General features: G+C 69.7%; 19 protein-coding genes and 2 tRNA genes. 3 read left to right on the forward strand and 18 right to left on the reverse strand.

The genetic code is table 11. From position 1 onward, the window contains the following. Window positions 1–232 precede the first annotated feature (232 nt). Window positions 233–1432: a pyridoxal phosphate-dependent aminotransferase gene (locus tag NQ160_RS06825; RefSeq protein ID WP_257514477.1), complete on the forward strand. Its 1200-nt coding sequence runs from the start codon at window positions 233–235 to the stop codon at window positions 1430–1432. 48 nt (window positions 1433–1480) lie between these two features. Here the strand turns inward: NQ160_RS06825 and NQ160_RS06830 are convergent, their stop codons facing one another. The 7 genes from NQ160_RS06830 to NQ160_RS06860 all read right to left on the reverse strand — a co-directional run bounded on the left by NQ160_RS06830 (window position 1481) and on the right by NQ160_RS06860 (window position 6287). Further along, on the reverse strand, window positions 1481–2620 hold the full coding sequence (locus tag NQ160_RS06830; RefSeq protein WP_257514478.1) for a UDP-N-acetylmuramate dehydrogenase: 1140 nt from the start codon (window positions 2618–2620) through the stop codon (window positions 1481–1483). Window position 2621: 1 nt separating this feature from the next. Beyond that, window positions 2622–3023, reverse strand: a complete 402-nt coding sequence (locus NQ160_RS06835; RefSeq protein ID WP_257514479.1) for a MaoC/PaaZ C-terminal domain-containing protein — start codon at window positions 3021–3023, stop codon at window positions 2622–2624. Next, on the reverse strand, window positions 3020–3469 hold the full coding sequence (locus tag NQ160_RS06840) for a MaoC family dehydratase N-terminal domain-containing protein (protein WP_257514480.1): 450 nt from the start codon (window positions 3467–3469) through the stop codon (window positions 3020–3022). Before NQ160_RS06840 ends, NQ160_RS06835 begins: the two co-directional genes overlap by 4 nt. 39 nt (window positions 3470–3508) lie before the next feature. Next, entirely contained in the window at window positions 3509–4306 is a 798-nt protein-coding gene (locus NQ160_RS06845; protein ID WP_257514481.1) for a sulfite exporter TauE/SafE family protein, read from the reverse strand. A 2-nt stretch (window positions 4307–4308) separates the two neighbouring features. Continuing rightward, window positions 4309–5166 carry a DUF2510 domain-containing protein gene (locus tag NQ160_RS06850; RefSeq protein ID WP_257514482.1) on the reverse strand — a complete coding sequence of 286 codons (858 nt, stop codon included), beginning with the start codon at window positions 5164–5166 and terminating at the stop codon, window positions 4309–4311. Between the two features lie 79 nt (window positions 5167–5245). After that, entirely contained in the window at window positions 5246–6076 is an 831-nt protein-coding gene (locus NQ160_RS06855; RefSeq protein WP_257514483.1) for an aldo/keto reductase, read from the reverse strand. 49 nt (window positions 6077–6125) lie between these two features. Then, on the reverse strand, window positions 6126–6287 hold the full coding sequence (locus NQ160_RS06860; RefSeq protein ID WP_257514484.1) for a hypothetical protein: 162 nt from the start codon (window positions 6285–6287) through the stop codon (window positions 6126–6128). A gap of 137 nt (window positions 6288–6424) precedes the next feature. Between NQ160_RS06860 and NQ160_RS06865 the strand changes: the two genes are divergently transcribed. Next, a complete protein-coding gene (locus NQ160_RS06865) occupies window positions 6425–6775 on the forward strand; it encodes a DUF7882 family protein (protein WP_257514485.1) in 351 nt (116 codons plus the stop codon). A gap of 75 nt (window positions 6776–6850) precedes the next feature. Here the strand turns inward: NQ160_RS06865 and NQ160_RS06870 are convergent, their stop codons facing one another. From NQ160_RS06870 to NQ160_RS06900, 7 genes are all read right to left on the reverse strand, one after another. Further along, window positions 6851–7801, reverse strand: a complete 951-nt coding sequence (locus NQ160_RS06870; RefSeq protein WP_257514486.1) for an acyltransferase family protein — start codon at window positions 7799–7801, stop codon at window positions 6851–6853. A gap of 79 nt (window positions 7802–7880) precedes the next feature. Beyond that, window positions 7881–8267 carry a MerR family transcriptional regulator gene (locus NQ160_RS06875; protein ID WP_257514487.1) on the reverse strand — a complete coding sequence of 129 codons (387 nt, stop codon included), beginning with the start codon at window positions 8265–8267 and terminating at the stop codon, window positions 7881–7883. Between the two features lie 43 nt (window positions 8268–8310). After that, complete coding sequence (locus NQ160_RS06880; RefSeq protein WP_257514488.1) at window positions 8311–9543, reverse strand: hypothetical protein; 1233 nt, start codon at window positions 9541–9543, stop codon at window positions 8311–8313. Window positions 9544–9664: 121 nt separating this feature from the next. Next, on the reverse strand, window positions 9665–11104 hold the full coding sequence (locus NQ160_RS06885) for a right-handed parallel beta-helix repeat-containing protein (RefSeq protein ID WP_257514489.1): 1440 nt from the start codon (window positions 11102–11104) through the stop codon (window positions 9665–9667). A gap of 143 nt (window positions 11105–11247) precedes the next feature. Next, window positions 11248–12108: an NAD(P)H-hydrate dehydratase gene (locus tag NQ160_RS06890; RefSeq protein ID WP_257514490.1), complete on the reverse strand. Its 861-nt coding sequence runs from the start codon at window positions 12106–12108 to the stop codon at window positions 11248–11250. Next, complete coding sequence (locus tag NQ160_RS06895) at window positions 12105–12857, reverse strand: histidine phosphatase family protein (protein WP_257514491.1); 753 nt, start codon at window positions 12855–12857, stop codon at window positions 12105–12107. Before NQ160_RS06895 ends, NQ160_RS06890 begins: the two co-directional genes overlap by 4 nt. A gap of 85 nt (window positions 12858–12942) precedes the next feature. Further along, a complete protein-coding gene (locus NQ160_RS06900; protein ID WP_257514492.1) occupies window positions 12943–13470 on the reverse strand; it encodes a DUF1269 domain-containing protein in 528 nt (175 codons plus the stop codon). A 193-nt stretch (window positions 13471–13663) separates the two neighbouring features. On the opposite strand from NQ160_RS06900, the gene NQ160_RS06905 reads away from it, so the two are divergent. After that, window positions 13664–14719: a zinc-dependent alcohol dehydrogenase family protein gene (locus NQ160_RS06905; protein WP_257514493.1), complete on the forward strand. Its 1056-nt coding sequence runs from the start codon at window positions 13664–13666 to the stop codon at window positions 14717–14719. Between the two features lie 96 nt (window positions 14720–14815). On the opposite strand, the gene NQ160_RS06910 is transcribed toward NQ160_RS06905, so the two are convergent. The 4 genes from NQ160_RS06910 to NQ160_RS06925 form a co-directional block, all read right to left on the reverse strand. Further along, window positions 14816–14889 (reverse strand) — tRNA-Met (locus tag NQ160_RS06910). A 23-nt stretch (window positions 14890–14912) separates the two neighbouring features. Next, a tRNA-Thr gene (locus NQ160_RS06915) sits at window positions 14913–14984 on the reverse strand. Window positions 14985–15049: 65 nt separating this feature from the next. Then, complete coding sequence (locus NQ160_RS06920; protein WP_257514494.1) at window positions 15050–16390, reverse strand: M23 family metallopeptidase; 1341 nt, start codon at window positions 16388–16390, stop codon at window positions 15050–15052. Between the two features lie 150 nt (window positions 16391–16540). Next, window positions 16541–16770, reverse strand: a 230-nt coding sequence (locus tag NQ160_RS06925) for an inositol monophosphatase family protein (RefSeq protein WP_306852743.1), incomplete at its 5' end; no start/stop codon positions are given.

The following is a 16770-nucleotide window of genomic DNA, read 5'->3' on the forward strand; positions in this document are numbered from 1 at the left end:
GAAGGTCTCGCCGCGGGCGATGTCGAAGCTCACGTCGTCGACGACGGCGTTGCCGCCGTACGTCTTTCGCAGGTTGCGCACCCGAACGGCATCACTGTCCATATGACCAGCTTGGGGGTTCGCGGCCTGATTACCCAGCCACGTAGGGCTGCTCCCCAGGCAGGAGGGCTGGCACGCCCCGCGAATGACGGTCTGGGGTGAGCCCGAGACCGCCGCGGGCTACGCTCGTAACGTGACCGAACGCGCCCCACTCTCCCGCAAGCTGTCCGCCATCGCCGAGTCCGCGACGCTCAAGGTGGATGCCAAGGCGAAATCGCTGCAGGCTGCCGGTCGCCCCGTCATCTCGTACGCCGCCGGCGAGCCCGATTTCGCCACGCCGCAGTTCATCGTGGATGCGGCCGCAGAGGCGCTGAAGGACCCCGCGAACTACCGCTACACGCCTGCGGTCGGGCTGCCCGTGCTGCGCGACGCGATCGTCGCCAAGACGCTGCGCGACTCCGGGCTCGAGGTCTCGCCCTCGCAGGTCATCGTGACCAACGGCGGAAAGCACGCCGTCTACCAGGCGTTCCAGACGGTGGTGAACCCCGGCGACGAGGTGCTGCTGCCCGCACCGTATTGGACCACCTACCCCGAGGCGATCGCCCTCGCCGACGGCGTGCCCGTCGAGGTGTTCGCCGGTGCCGACCAGGACTACAAGGTGACCGTGGAGCAGCTCGAGGCGGCCCGCACCGACAAGACGACGGCGCTCGTGTTCGTCTCGCCGTCCAACCCGACGGGCTCGGTCTACACCGCCGAGGAGACCAAGGCGATCGGCGAGTGGGCGCTCGAGCACGGCATCTGGGTGATCACCGACGAGATCTACCAGAACCTGGTCTACGAGGGCGTCCGCGCCGTCTCGATCGTCGAGGCCGTGCCGGAGCTGGCGGGACAGACCCTGCTGGTCAACGGCGTCGCGAAGACCTACGCGATGACCGGCTGGCGGGTGGGCTGGATGGTCGGGCCGGCCGACGCCATCAAGATCGCCGGCAACCTGCAGTCCCACCTCACCTCCAACGTCAACAACATCGCCCAGCGCGCGGCCCTCGCAGCACTGACCGGCCCGCAGGAGGACGTCGAGCAGATGCGCCTGGCGTTCGACCGCCGCCGTCGGCTGATCGTCGAGGAGCTGTCGAAGATCGAGGGCGTCACCGTGCCCAAGCCGCTCGGCGCGTTCTACGTGTATCCGGACGTCAGCGGGCTTCTCGGCCGCACGTGGGGCGGTGTCACGCCCACCACCTCGCTGGAGCTGGCCGACCTCATCCTCGACCAGGCCGAGGTTGCCGTGGTCCCGGGCGAGGCCTTCGGCCCCTCGGGTTACCTGCGCCTGTCGTACGCGCTCGGCGACGACCAGCTGCTCGAGGGCGTGCGCCGGCTGCAGGACCTCTTCGCCTGACGCCCCGGCGGCCGGTATCGCCGGCCGAACCGCGCCCTGCCGAGGTTCCTAGAGCTCCACGCCCACCAGCACCGGCTCCGGCTGCAGGATGAGGCCGAAATCGGCCTGCACCCGTTGCTGGATGAATCGGGCGAGCTCGGCGAGCTCGGCAGCCGTGGCCGAGCCGCGGTTGGTGAGTGCCAGGGCGTGCTTGGTCGACAGTCCGGCGCGCGAGCGCGGCAGCCTGAAGCCCTTGCGCAGCCCCGCGTGCTCGATGAGCCACGCCGCGCTCACCTTGACTTCCGATTCCTGCGCCACCGGCGGCGGCACGCTGCCGTCGAACTGCGAGAGCGGGATGACGGTCTCCGCGGAGACCTCGGGGGTCATCGGCCAGCGGGGGCATTCCGGGGGAAGCGTGCGGGCGAAACCGGCCGAGACGACCGCGTTCTGGAAGAACGAACCCGCGCTGTAGGTGTCGGGGTCGGCGTCGTCGAGCACCATCCCCTTCGCCCGGCGCGTCGCCAGCACGGTCTCGCGCACCCAGTCCAGGGTCACCGCGGCATCCGGCTCGAGCCGCAGCGCCTGCCGCAGCTGCGCTCCCCGCACCGGGAACTCGCCGTGCCCGACCTCGGCCAGCTCCAGCGTCACGGAGACGATGACCCCGCGCCGCCGGGCACCCATGCCGTAGTGGTCCTTCAGGACCGAGGTGCGAAACCCGAGGCCGAGCTCGGCGGCCGGGACAGTCTCCACCTCGCCGGTGGCCTCGTCGAGCAGCTCGATCTCGACGAGCGTCTGCACGATCTCCTGGCCGTAGGCGCCGACGTTCTGGATGGGCGCGGCGCCCGTGGTGCCCGGAATGCCGGACATCGCCTCGATCCCGGCGAGTCCCTCGGCGACGGTGTACGCCACGAGCTCATCCCAGTCGTGACCGGCCTGCACCCGCAGGCGCACGAACCCGTCGCGGGGCGATGCGAGACGCTCGATGCCGCGGCTGCGGACCAGCACGACCGTGCCCTTGAACGGATCGTCGGACACCAGCAGGTTCGACCCGCCGCCCACGACCAGCCACGGCTCGCCCTCGGCCCAGATCTGTCGCACCGTCTCGACGAGCTCGTCGCGCGTCTGCGCTTCGACGACGCGCTGCGGGGTGCCGCCGACGCGCAGCGTGGTCAGCTGCGCCAGCGAAGGAGCGGGAGTGATCTCCGGCATGTCAGAGGCGCACCCGGACCTGAGCCTTGCCGAGCACCGTCGTCGCCGCGCTGGAGACGGTGAGGTCGATGCGCAGGGTGTCGTCGAGGATCGCGCCCACGGTGGCCACGACGTCGACGTCGGCGCCCGCCTCGGCGTCGACGACGACAGGGCGCGTGAAGCGCACGCCGTACTCGAGGATGCGACCGGAGTCACCGAGCCACGGCACGATCGTCTCGACGGCCAAGCCCATCGTCAGCATGCCGTGGGCCAGCACGCCGGGCAGCCCGACACGGGTGGCCACGTCGTCGCGGTAGTGGATGGGGTTGTAATCCCCCGACGCGCCGGCGTAACGCACCAGCGACTCGCGGGTGAGGTGCACGGTGCGCTGGGCGACGACGTCTCCTACGGTGAGCTCGCTCATGCGTCCTCTCCTCCCACCAGCAGCACGGACACGGCCGTCACGACGTGACTGCCGGCGGCATCCGTCATCTCGGTCTCGCTCGTGACCATCGCGCCCTTGCCGAACGGGCGCACCGTGCTCACCGTCAGCGTCGCCGTGATCTCGTCGCCGGCCACGATCGGCCGGGAATAGCGGAACCGCTGCTCGGCGTGGATCGTGCGCTCCAGGGCGATGCCCGAATCGGGCTCGGAGAGCAGCTGCTGCAGCGCGAGGTCCTGCACCACCATGGCGAACGTGGGCGGCGCCACGACGTCGGCATATCCCAGGGCCGCAGCTGCGGTCGGGTCGGTGTGCTGCGGGTCGGTGGCGAAGACGGCGCGGGCGAATTCACGCACCTTCTCCCGCCCCACGAGGTACGGCGGGGTCGGCGGGAAGACTCGGCCGACGAGCTCGGGATTCACGGACACGCGTTCCATCCTCCCACAGCCGCGCCGCCCGTCAGCGGTCTAGGAGCGCCGGGAGCGCAGTGCCCGCAGCGCCATCTGAACGGCGATGAAGGTGAGGAAGACGGCGAACAGGATGTTCGCGGTGAAGGGATCCAGCAGGGTCGCGATCCATGCTCCGAGCGCCGTCGTCGTGCAAGCGGCGACCCCCACCAGCGCCGCGGCGACGAGGTCGACGTTGCCTCGGCGGACGTTGCCGATCGTTCCCGACAGCGCGGTGGGGATCATCATCAGCAGCGACGTGCCCTTGGCTATCAGGTCGCTGGTGCCGAAGAGCAGCATGAGCACCGGGACGACCACGACTCCCCCGCCGACACCCAGAAGGCCGGCCAGGATGCCGGTGACGAAGCCGAGCGCCACGAGTCCGAGGCCGGACGCCCAGGTCAGCACCAGCTCGGCATCGCGGGAGGGCACCACGATGAACAGCGACACAATGACGGCGACGAGGAACACGACGAAACCCCAGCGGAGGGCGTTCTGGTTCACACGGGCCAGCAGCCACGAACCCAGCTGTGCGCCGATGACGGCGGCGCCCGCCAGGATCAACGCCGGGACCCAGGCCACCGAGCCGTTCACCGCGTAGGAGATGACCCCCACCGTCGCCGTCGGAACGATCGCGGCCAGCGACGTGCCGGCCGCGAGCCGCTGGTCGAAGTGCAGCAGCAGCACCAGCAGCGGCACGATGACCGTGCCGCCGCCCACGCCGAAGAGGCCCGAGAGCAGCCCGGCCGCGAGGCCGACGCCGAGGCAGCTGAGGATGAAGCGGGGGGTGCGCCGAACGGGCGCTGCAGAATCGGTCATCGTCAATACACGTCGTCGATGGCCCAGCCACCGTTCGACCGCACCAGGGTGTACTCGTAGGGCGATGCCACAGGTTCCGGATCGGCCAGCGGCTCGCCGGTCTCATCGGTCAGGGTGAGGAAGCTCTCCGTCGTGTACACGGTGATGACCCCGTCCGCCTGTTCGACCGAGTCCACCTGGATCTCGTACTCATCGGTCGCGGCGCCGAACCGCTCGGCCTCGGCCTCGAACGCGGCGCAGTCGGGAAGCTCGAGCGCCTCGCGGAACGATTCGGTCGTGGTGCGGAAGTACAGCTCGCAGTCCGCGTCGCTCCATGCTTCGTCGTACGCCTCCACGACCTCGACCGCCACGCGCTCCGCTTCGCCGCCGCTGCTCGCGCCGCCGGCGGTGAGCGCACCGATCACCCGCGGTATGAAGACGGCGGCGAGCACGATGAGGCCGATGACGACGACCCCCACCACGACGAAGACGATCCACAGCCGCGACCTCCGGGGAGGCTCTGCAGCCGGCGCGTGCCCGGGATAGCCGGCAGGGGCGCCAATGGCGCCGGACGCCGGGCCCGCGGGGAATCCGCCGGGGTACCCGCCGACGGCTGCGTCCGTCGCGCCGCCGCCGGGGTAGCCGGGGGTGGTCGGCATGGTGCCGGCGGGCGCGATACCCGCGGCCGCCGCCGCGGCGGGGTCGAGGCCGGCCAACGCCTCAGCCGCCGAAGGAACAGCAGGCGGCCCCGAGACGCTTGCATCGACCGCCGAAGCAGTCACCTGCGGCGCGGGCTGCACGTGCTGCGTCCACGCCACACCGTCCCACCACCGCTGCGTCCCGCTGCCGTCGTCGTACCAGCCGGGAGGCGTTGTGCTCATGACGTTCCCCTCGCTCGTGCGGCGACCGTGCCGCGCCGCGCCCGTCAGCCTATCCGGCGCCGCAGCGCCGTCCTGGCGCTCAGTTCTGCGGCAGGTCGGGGTCGGATCCGACCCGCTGCCCGCGGTCGAGGTCGTCGATCGCAGCCATTTCGGACGCGGACAGCTCGAACCCGAACACGTCGAAGTTCTCCGCCATGCGCTCACGCGAGTTGGATTTGGGGAACACGATGATCCCCTGCTGCAGGTGCCAGCGCAGCACCACCTGGGCGGGGGTCACTCCGTGAGCGGCCGCGGCATCCACGATCGGCTGCTCGCCGAAGAGATCGTACTTGCCCTGCCCGAGCGGCCCCCACGCCTCGGTGCGGATCCCGAGCGGCTCGATGAAGGCGCGCAGCTCCCGCTGAGCGAAGGCGGGATGCAGCTCGATCTGGTCGACCGCGGGCACGGTGTCGGATTCCGCGATGATGCGCTCGATGTGCGACCGGTGGAAGTTGGAGACGCCGATGGAGCGGGTCAGTCCCCGCTCGCGCAGTTGTTCGAGGGCGCGCCAGGACTCCGCGTACCGATCCAGGTCGGGGCGCGGCCAGTGAATGAGGTACAGGTCGACGAAGTCCAGACCGAGCTTCTGCAGGCTGAGATCCATCGCGTCGAACGCCGACTGCGTGCCCTGGTCCGCGTTCCACAGCTTCGTGGTGACGAACAGCTCGTCACGCGGGATGCCGGAGGCGGCGATCGCGCGGCCGACGCCCTCTTCGTTCCCGTAGACAGCGGCTGTGTCGATGTGCCGGTAGCCGATCTCGAGCGCATCGCTGACGATGCGCTCGGTCTCGGCCGGGTCGACCTTGAACACGCCGAAGCCCAGCTGCGGGATGGTGTGGCCGTCATTGAGGGAGAGGGTGGGAACAGTCATGAATCCAACCCTCGCACGGCCGGAGCAGACAGGCGCGTGGACATCGCGGTCACAGCCCCCACGGTCCCCGCCAGACGGCTTCCTCCACGACGAGGTCGTCGAAGAGCGTCATGGCCGGACCGCGCGATCCGGACGACCTGACGGCATACCCACGGGGGAGGTCGTCGACGAGCTGCCCATCTCTCGGACCGCCCACCAGGAGGAACACCATGCAGGCACCGTAAGCCGGACAAGCGGATGCGAGCGAGAGGTTGCGCATGGCCCCGGCGCGACGTAAGGGTAAGCTGGAACAGCTCCCCGCTGGTCGGGTCGAATGCCAGTACTGGCCGGAACTGAGGAAGTGGCGTTTTGGGTACGCTTTATTACGGCGGCGAATCGACGCCTGTGCACATCGAGGATCGGGCTCTGGCCCACCTCAAGGTCGTCATCGCGACCAAGCTCCGCCGCGGCGAGAGCTTCACGGTCTCGTGGCGGCACCCCGACGATCAGCCCCGCGGGCGAAGCACCGTCTGGATCCACCCCTCGATTCCGTTGCGGTTCGTCTTCGATGACCCGGAGCCGGCGCAGCTGAGCCGCACGTGGGTCGAAGAGCTGGCCAGCAGCGCCAACTCGTCAGGGGGCATCCTGCTGATCTCCGAGCACTTCGACACCGAGGCGCTGGATGTGGTCGCCGACGGCCAGGAGTCACCCGCTCGCTGACCTGACGTCGGGCCCTGCTCCGCCGGGACCTGCCTACGGCACGACGGCTGCCCGGAAGGCGTCACCGCGGCGTGCTCAGGACGCGGTCCGCACGGCACGGCGCATCGGCCACTCGAACAGCCACCGCACCACCGGGATGCGGTCCCGAGCGACGGTGAGGACGACCCCGACCGCCAACGCGGCGACCATCGTGAGCGTGGCCGAGATCCACAGCGAGCCGTCGTCAGTGGCGGCGAGCAGCCACGAGTCCAGCGCCAGGATCACGGGGTAGTGAGAGACGTAGAAGACGATGGAATTGCGGCCTACGAACTCCAGCGGGCGCGCCCAGCGCCGGGTTGCCGTCGAGGGAAGCCCGAGCGCGATCGCCGCGATCAGCCCGACCGTGCCCCAGGCGAACGACGCCTCGTACCGCTCCACCGTGCCGGTGGCCGACAGCACCGCCGTCGCGGCCGCCAGCAACAACCCGACGGCAACGATCGCCACTCGCGTCCGCAGCCCGATGCGCAGCCTCTCCTCCGCCTGCGCCCACCACCAACCGGCGAAGAAGAACGCCATCAGGAATGCGAAACGGGCGAGGCGATAGTCGTCGGGAAGGAACATGGAGGCGACGAGGATGACGGCGGATGCCCCCAGCGGAGGCACCGAGAACCGGTGCAACACCCACGCGATGACGTAGAAGGCGAAGAGGAACCAGAGATACCAGAGGTACGTCGGCGGATACACCACGACATTGAGCAGTATCCTCGCCGAGAGCTCCCCCGCGATGGCCAAGACGATGAGCGACCAGACAAGGTAGGGCCAGAGGATGCCGCGCGCCTTGCCGACGAAGTAGTCGCGCGCCGGGCGACGGAACGATCGCGGCAGGAGCATGCCGGAAAGGAACATGAGCAGCGGCATGCGAAACGGCGCGAAGACCGCGTCGACGGCAGCGAGAGCGCGCGGGGCACCCACGCCGAGGGTCTCGGGGATCTCGATGCTGTGATGAAGCACGACCAGCAGGATCGCGGTGCCCCGCGTGAGATCCATCCACCGCAATCGACCCTGTGCCCCCATGGGGTCACGTTAGCGCAACTCTTCCGTAACGTAAGAGTTATTCAGCCCGTCTTTACAAGGCCTTGAGCCGCTCGACGAATTCGTGCGCCGCGGCAAGATGGCGGCTGAGTCTTTCGCGACGCTCCATCGCGCCCTCGCGGATCTTCTCCAGCCTCGCCCTCATGGTGGCATCCGCAGGGTCGGCCGCGAGCGCGTCGACCACGCTGAGAAGGTCTGCCATTTCCTCGAGGGTGTAGCCCAGCGGCTTCATCCTGCGGATGAGCAGCAGCCTCGCCTCGTCAGCGGCCGTGTACAGGCGGAAGCCCCCCTCGGTCCGCCCCGTGGGACGGAACAGGCCGACCTCGTCGTAATGACGGATGGTGCGGTGGGACATCTCGGTGCGCTCCGCGAGTTCGCCGATCCGCATCATGGGCCGGCCGTCGCGCGCGGGGATTGACATGGGTTCACTCTCCCACAGCACGCTGACACGCCGCGTCGCCGCGTCAGGTGCCGGATCCGCGATCGCGCCGGATCGCAGCGCCCAGCGCGGCCGCTTGGATCGAGATGGCCGTGATCTCGGCGACGACTTCACCGAGGGCAGCCCCGATCGCGCCTCCGAGCGCCGCGAAGACGCAGATGGCCGGCACCCCGACGACGGCCGCTGCCGTCGCCGAGACGGTCAGCGTGTGGATGCGGCCGTATCGGACCAGGCCGAGCGGTCCGGTGGCCCGCGAGACGCAGACCAGCGCGAGCACGCCGCCGGAGACCACCGCGAGCAGGGGGTCGATGTCGACGGTGCCGCTGAAGAGCACGGTGCTCACCCAGGGTGCGAGCAGGGCGAAGCCGGCCCCGGCGACCACACCCATGCCGGTGTTGACGAGGATCGCGCGCTGGATCCGGTGCCGGCGCTCGACCGCGGACGACGCCGACCCCACCCAGTTCTGCATGGCATTGGGTAGCGCGAGAAGCACGGTGAGCGCCATGCGCATGAGTCGGTCGGCTGCGGCGAAGACCGCAAGGGCCGACGGCGCGAAAGCGGCGACGAGGGTGACCGGCAAGGCCATGTACAGGGCCGCGACGGATCGCCCGCTCATGGCTGCCCACTGCGACCGGATGGAGCGAAGGTCCTCACGAAGGGTGAAGGTCACCCGCCCCTCCCGCTCATCCCGTGCCAGCGAGAGGGCCGCAGCCGGGCCGTACAGCACGGCCAAGAGGTAGCCGACCGGCACCACCCAGATGGGCGCCCCGTTCGCCACGGCGATGGCGGCCACCGTGACCATCAGGGCCCGCGGGATGGCATCGGAGGTCAGGATCCGCAGCGGCCGCCCGACGCCGGTGAAGTACCAGCTGCAGGACAGCCCCGCGGCGGCGCTGGCGAAGGCCATGAGCACGGTAGTGGTCTCGTGCTCCGACCCCGTCGCCTGCGTCAGCGCGACGGCCAGCACGATGGCCACGGGCGCCAGCACGATCAACGCCATCGCTCGCGTGCGCAGTGACTGCAGCAGCGTCGCCCACCGGACGCCCGGCGCCTCAGCGGCGACGCGCTGCGGGCCGGTCAGCGGCCAGCCGAGTTCCACGATCACGCACACGAGCGACCCGATGGAGATGCCCAGTGCATACGCTTCCCACCCACCGGCACCTGCAGAGGCGGTGATCGCGGGCACCGCCACCAGCGGCGTGACCGCGCTCAGTGCCGGTACGAGCAGAAATGCCGACAGATACAGCAGGCGTCGCACGAGAGTCCCCCCTTGACGCGATCGCGCCGTGTCCCCAGAACCGAGCCCGCCACCCCCGGCAGTTCGGTCGGGCCAGTCTGGCAGATGCGGGCGTGCTGTCCAATCGCCGCTCCGAGCCGGGCTACCGCGCGCCGTTGCCGTCCACGACGGCGCCTGCCGGCGCTTCCACCTCGGTCACCACTCCGCGGATGACGTTGTCGGTGATCCGGCCGGAGGCCTTCTCCGCCGTGACACCGGCTCGCGCATCGGCGCCGCGCAGCTCGTTGCGGTCCACGACATAGTCCGACGCGCCGCCGATCGCCACCCCCGCCCCGGTGAAACCCGACAGACGGTTGTCGGTGACGCGCAACCCGCGCACCGCGCCCGCTGTGGCGACTCCGTTCTCGACTGCGCCGCCCTCGATCGCGCCGGTGTTTCCGTCCACCGTGATGTCGGTGGGGATCTGGTCGCCGGCGCCCTGGACGGTGACGAAGGCACGGGCCGACGCCCCCTCGGCGACCACGAGGGAGTTACCCGTGACCAGTGCGCGCTGCACTCCTCCATAGATCATGATCGGACCCCGCTGGGGGTCGTAGTTCTGACCTTGGCGATCAGAATCGGTGCGGGTGAAGATGACGGTGTTGCCGCTGACGACGCTGTCGTCCGACTGCAGAATGACGGCGATCCCCCACCACGTGGCATCCGCCACGGTGTTGCCGGTGATGGTGGTGTGCGCGACGTTCTCGCTGACGATCGACCGTCGGAAGGTGCCGTAGACCACGTTGTCCGAAATGGTGACCATCGACGCGGAGTGCGGGGCGTCGGTGGCGTTTTCGAGCGTGATGCTCTCGGTGTGGATGCCGACGCGGGCGTCCGTCCCCGGCTTGGCGTTGACGATGTTGCCGGTGACCGTCGCCTGTGCACCCCACACGACGATGCCGTCGCCGCGATCCTCCCCGATGTTCTCCCCCGAGTCGGGCCCTCCCCCCACGCCCACGATGTCCTTGACACGGTTGTCGGCGATGATGATGTCGTGGTATTCGCCGCCATAGCGCACGGCGATGCCGTTCTGGAACGATTCCAGATGGTTGCCGATGATGCGCACATCGGATGCCTTGATCTCGATGCCGTAGTTGCGGTCACCGTCGGCCGTGCCCAGTTCGTTGGGGTTCGTGAGGGTCACCCCGGTGATCTGCACGTTGTCACCCACGACGCTCAGGGCGGCCGACTGGGCGATGCCCCCGGTCCACCGCAGCTCTCCCCCGCCACGCACGATCGTGCGCTCCGGGATCTCGATCGTGCCGTCCAACTGGATCACGCTGCCGGCGGGCACTTCGATCACCCGCACCCCCTCGGCGGGCAGGCTCGCGATGAAAGCGCGCACCCCGTCGGTCGACACGGTCTGGCCCGTCGGGTCGATGCCCGGTCCCGCCATGACCGCCGACGCGCCTGCGGGCACCGTCGAGGTGATGAGCGGGACGAGCGTCGTCTGCGTCGGAGCCGGACCGCTCTGAACCGTGACCGCGAGAGGCGCGACCACCCAGATCAGCGCAGCCACCGCGGCGAGCGCGGCCAGCACCACCCCTGCGATCCCCGCCCGGCTCAGCCGCCGAGGCGGTTTGCGCCGGTCGCGGGCGGAAGTGCGGGCGTCTGATTCCCCAATCGAGTCCACACCGCCATGCTAGAGGGCCAGCGCAAGCCCCCTCGGATGGAACGCTCCGGTTGCTACAGCAGGTCGTTGAGCCCGAGCGGCAACTCGGCAGCCAGCTCGCGGGCGAGGAACCCGAGTCCCAGGCGCTCGGTCAGCCGATCGCCGGCGCGCGCGTGTGCGGCCGATCCCCAGACCGCCGCCCTCTCCAACCCCGTCCCGCGCGCGACGAAGCCGGTGACCGCACCGGCCAGCACGTCGCCGCTGCCCGACGTCGCCAGGCCCGGCCCCCCGCCCTCGATCCGCCAGGACGCGCCGTCGGGCGCGGCGACGACGTCGTAGCACGTCACCACGGCGAGGTAGCGGCGGGCGACGTGTGCGACCGCAGCAGCCAGATCGTCGCCGAAGTCGTCGGCGTCCTCGCCGAGCAGAATCGCCAGCTCCTCGCGATTGGGAGTGAGCAGCAGCTCTTCCGGCAGCCGCGCGCGGTCGACGTCGGGCAGCACCCCGAGTGCGTAGGCGTCCAGCACGAGACGCGCCGGCTCCGCGTCACCGATGGCAAGGAGCGTGTCGCGCGTCTCGTCGGCGTCGTCGAAGCCGGGGCCGACCAGCACGGCATCCGCCGCGGCGATCTTCTGCCGCGCCGGACCGTCGAAGGGCTCGGATGCCTTTTCGGGCAGGGCGTAGATGCCGGCCTCGGGCAGCACCGTGCCGACTTGGGCGTCGATGGAGCCCGGCACGAAGACGCTGAGCCTGCCTGCTCCGACACGCAGCGCGGCTTCACCCGCCAGCATGATGCCCCCGGGGGTGCGACGAGAGCCCCCGACCACGATGACGTCGCCGCGGGACTTCTTGTCGGCGCCCGGGTCGGGAAGTCCCCACGCCGACAGCAGTTCGCGGGTGACCGGCTCCGGGGTGGTGTCGCGCGTTTCGGTCATGCTCGCTCGCCCCCTGGAGCGTCTGCGGGTTCGGGATCGCCGATGTCGGGCGTTCCGGGATGCACGGTGACCGTCGCGCCCTCTTCGCGCAGGTGGCTGACGTCGGAGAAGAGCGGCATCTGCCAGTCGTCGACTGCGAATTCCAGCCGGGTCACCGAGGCGTTGAGCACCGGGTTGCCCGACGCGAATTCCAGGATCTCCTGCTCCTGCATGCGGCGCAGCAATGACGTGATGAGGGTGACCACCGCATCGTGGGCGACGATGAGCGCGGACTCCTGCGGCGTGACCAGCAGGTCGCCGAGGAGGGACCGCAGCCGAAGGGCGACGTCGGCCCACGATTCGCCGCCCGGGGGCCGGTGGTAGAACTTGCCGAGGTGGCGTCGGCGCTCTGCCTCTTCGGGGTGCAGCCTGGCCACCCCGCGGGTGGTGAGCAGGTCCAGGATGCCGAGCTCCCGATCCCGCAGCCTCTCATCGACGACGACGGGCGCCGGATCGTCGCCGAGCGCGATCGCCAGCGTCTGACGGGCGCGCAGGTATGGCGAGACCCAGAACGTCTCGATCGCAGCGCGGTGCTCCATCAGCCATTCGCCCAGCGCCTCCGCCTGCTGCTCACCGGTCGGCGACAGCGGCACGTCGGAGTCGCGGATGTCGATCGGTATGCGCTCGAGGCCCTCGCGCTCAGCGCGCGTCGCCGCGACGTTTCCCACGCTCTCGCCGTGTCGGACGAGCCACAGAGTCTTCACTGGCATCCGCCCACACTAGGAGCACCGGCCGGGGTGCACATCGGGGTTGCGCCGACCTCACTTGTGGGCAAGTCGGCGCAGCCCCGCGCGACTACTCGGCGGCCGTGGGGGCAGGCGCCTGGGCCTGCGCGCCACCGCTCAAGTCGTGCACAAGCTCACGCTCGTCCGCCTCCGACAGCGAGGTCTGCATGAGGGTGCCGTGGAAGGGGGCCAGCGCGGCGGCGAACTTGTCGGCCGTCAGCTTCGTCGCGTAGATCACGACGGCCGACTTGCCGGACGAGACCGCCGATTGCACGCGGCGACGGAACTCCGAGTCCATGCCGGCCTTGTCGAGACCTGCGAACAAGGCTCCGACGAGCCCGCCGAGGACGAGTCCGCCGACCGGAACGAAGAAGAGGATGCCGATGAGGGTGCCGAACAACGCCCCGCCGAGAGCCCCGAACCCGATGTTCGCGAGGCCGCCCGGATATTCGACGCTCGTCTTGCCCTCGCTGTTCACCTTGACCAGCGCCAGGCCGGCCAGTTGCACCACCATGTCGTCCTGCAACTGCTGCACCGTGTTGTACGCCGCTTCGGCGTCGGGCTCGGAGTCGAAGGCGATGACGATCAGATCAGCCATGGAATTGCCTACTTTACGATCAGGCTGCCCGCAACGCACCGTGACGGGCAGCGTTCGGGATGCACCACCGGGACTCGCATGATGCACACTGTGCCGCTGACGCTACTGCCGCGATCAGGGTGCGACAAGGGGGCCTGTCGCGCGGGCGGCGAGGGGAGGAGCATGGCCCCACGACGATGACAGGGGGACGGTCATGAAGGCTCTCGTATACCGCGGTGCAGGCGAGAAGGCGTGGGAGGAGGTGCCGGATCCGGTCATCACGAACGCGACGGATGCCATCGTCAAGATCGACGCCACGACGATCTGCGGCACCGACCTGCACATCCTCAAGGGCGACGTCCCGGCGGTCACCGAGGGCCGCATCCTCGGCCATGAGGGGGTGGGGACGGTCACCGAGATCGGTGCGGCGGTGGAAGGTCTCGCCATCGGCGACCGCGTGATCATCTCCTGCATCAGCGCCTGCGGGCACTGCGCCTACTGCCGCAAGCAGGTGTACTCGCACTGCCTGGCCCCGGAGGGGCAGTCCGGCATCGGCTGGATCCTCGGACACCTCATCGACGGAACGCAGGCCGAGTACGTGCGCATCCCGTACGCCGAGAACTCGCTCTACAAGGTTCCGGAGACCGTGACCGACGCCGAGGCGATCCTGCTGTCGGACATCCTGCCCACCGGGCACGAGATCGGCGTGCAGGCCGGCAAGGTCAAGGCCGGCGACGTCGTGGCCGTCATCGGCGCGGGGCCGGTGGGGCTCGCGACCATCGCGACGGCGGGCCTGTACGGCCCGTCGCGCGTCATCGCGATGGACCTCGACGCCAACCGCATCGAGCAGGCGAAGCAGTTCGGCGCCACCGACGGCGTGCTGTCGTCGGATGCCGACTGGCGCGACCAGGTCATGGCGATGACCGACGGGCTCGGCGTCGATGTCGCCATCGAGGCGGTCGGCATCCCCGCCACCTTCGCCGCTGCGCTGGACATCGTGCGCCCCGGCGGCGTCGTGGCCAACGTCGGTGTGCACGGCAAGCCGGTCGAGCTGCCCATCGACCGGCTGTGGATCGCGAACATCGCGATCACCATGGGGCTGGTCAACGCGAACACCACCGACACCCTGCTCAAGCTCGTCGAGCAGCACAAGCTCGAGGCGTCGATGTTCGTCACCCACGACTTCACGCTCGACAGGATCGAGGAGGCGTACGACGTGTTCGGCCGCGCAGCGGAGACGAAGGCGCTGAAGGTGCTGATCACGGCGTGACCCGGGTCTCAGGAGCATCCTGCGCGGCCACGACGAGAGGACCGTGATCCGCGAACCTACGAAGAAAGCCCCGGGGATCCGGGGCTTTCTCTTCGGTAGCAGGAGCGGGGTTCGAACCCGCGACCTCACGATTATGAGTCGTGCGCTCTCACCAACTGAGCTACCCTGCCGCGTGCATCCGGTGGATGCTGCGAGCCCCGAGTCAGGATTGAACTGACGACCCCTTCCTTACCATGGAAGTGCTCTGCCACTGAGCTATCGGGGCGTGCTGCCCGCAAGCAGGCAACTAGAAGAGGATATCAGAGCCGCGGCCTGCTCTGAAACGCGAGCTCACCCGGCGGTGTGATCGCGCATCCATTCCAGCGGGTCGATCCTCGTCGTCCCGTTCTGCCAGATCTCGAAGTGCAAGTGCGCGCCGAAGGAGTACCCCGTGTCACCGACGGTGCCGAGCACGTCGCCGACCTTGACGGTGTCGCCCGCCTTCACCCGCAGCGAGCCGTATTCCATGTGTGCGTAGTGGCTCGAGACGAGTTCGCCATCGACGACGTGATCGACGACGACATGGACGCCGTACAGGCCACCGGCCTCTGTCGCGACGCGCACGGTGCCGTCGGCGATCGCGTGGATCTCGGCGCCCTGACCAGGAACGAAGTCGATGCCGTGGTGCATGCTGCCGTCGCGCATCTGGAAGCCCCACGTGTAAGGCACCCCGACCGGGAACGGCCACTGCACGGGCGAGTTCGGGTTGTTCAGAAACGAGTTGTCGAAGTTGCGAACCCCGGAGCCTGCCGCCAGGTCGGCCATCGTGGCCGTCGAGTACGTCTCGTCCCGCGCCAGGTCGACGCTCTCATTCGAGGCCGACGACACGAACGCCTGGATCTCCTCGTGGTCCTGAGAGGACGACGCCGCGGTCGTCAGCGACGTCGAGGCGGCGCCGGCGGGCTTGCTGCCGGCCACCGACGCCATCGCGCCGGCGGGCGTCGTCAGACCGATGGCGAGCAGACCCACCACGCTCATGGCGCCGAGCGAGGCGGATGCCGCGGCGAGTCGTCGACGTGCCAGCGCCATGCGCGGTGGGCGCGCCGCGTCGCCGGCTGTGTGGGCGATGGTCCCGGGTCGAGCCAGCCGCGGCGCCGCAGCAGGCGCCGGGGCGGACGCCCCACCCTCGAAGCAGAACAGGCGCGCCGCACGCTCGAACTCATCCGAGGCGAGCTTCTCCGGCGCAGACGCACCGGCCGCGCGGCGCGCTCGTCGCGAAGTGGGGACGGCGGCCGGCGGCACGGCGCAGGCGATCGGGAAGGTGGATGCCACCGGCATGGCACCGGCGTCGTCGTGAGCGTCATCCTGAACCTCAGGGAGAACTGCGGCGCTGTTCTCCAGCGCGGCCGGAAGCTCCACTGTGGCCGCAGCGACCAGGAAGACAGCCAGCTCTGCGGCGTGTGTCTGCGCGGCATCCGCCGCTGCGACATCGGACTGCGCCTGCTCGCGCGGGGCAGCGGGCGTCGCCGGGTCTGCGTCGATACGCCGGTCGTGGACTTCGGCTTGCCGAGCGGCCCGGCGGCGCAGCTCCGCGCGGGTCAGCACGCGCTCCGGCTGCGGTGCAGGCGTGGTGACGATACGGCTGGAGCGGCGCAGAGGCGCGGCGACGGCCGACGGGGCGTCGAGGGTCAAATCAGGGGGCTCTCGGGTCGGCCGCTCGCGGGGACGAGGGACGTCTTCGGGTGGGGGGTGACGTCACTGTTCTCGTTCGGGCGAGAAAAGTAACGATCAGGTAAACACTACCCCGCGCGGACGCCGAATGCCACGTCGCGCTCAGCTCGCTTACGGAGTCGTCGCTTTGTTCCCGGCGGCGCCGGCGAAAACGATGGCTGAAAGCCTGGCGACAAGCTCAGCGCTTCCCACGATGGTCATCTCCCGCGTGGGCGCGGAACCCGGAACGCCTGCGGCGACGCCACCGGCCTCTTCGACCAGCAGCACGCCGGCGGCGTGGTCCCACGGGTGAAGGCCGCGCTCGAAGTATCCGTCGAGGCGCCCCGCGGCGACATAGGCCA

This window comes from Microbacterium sp. zg.Y909 (genome assembly GCF_024626565.1).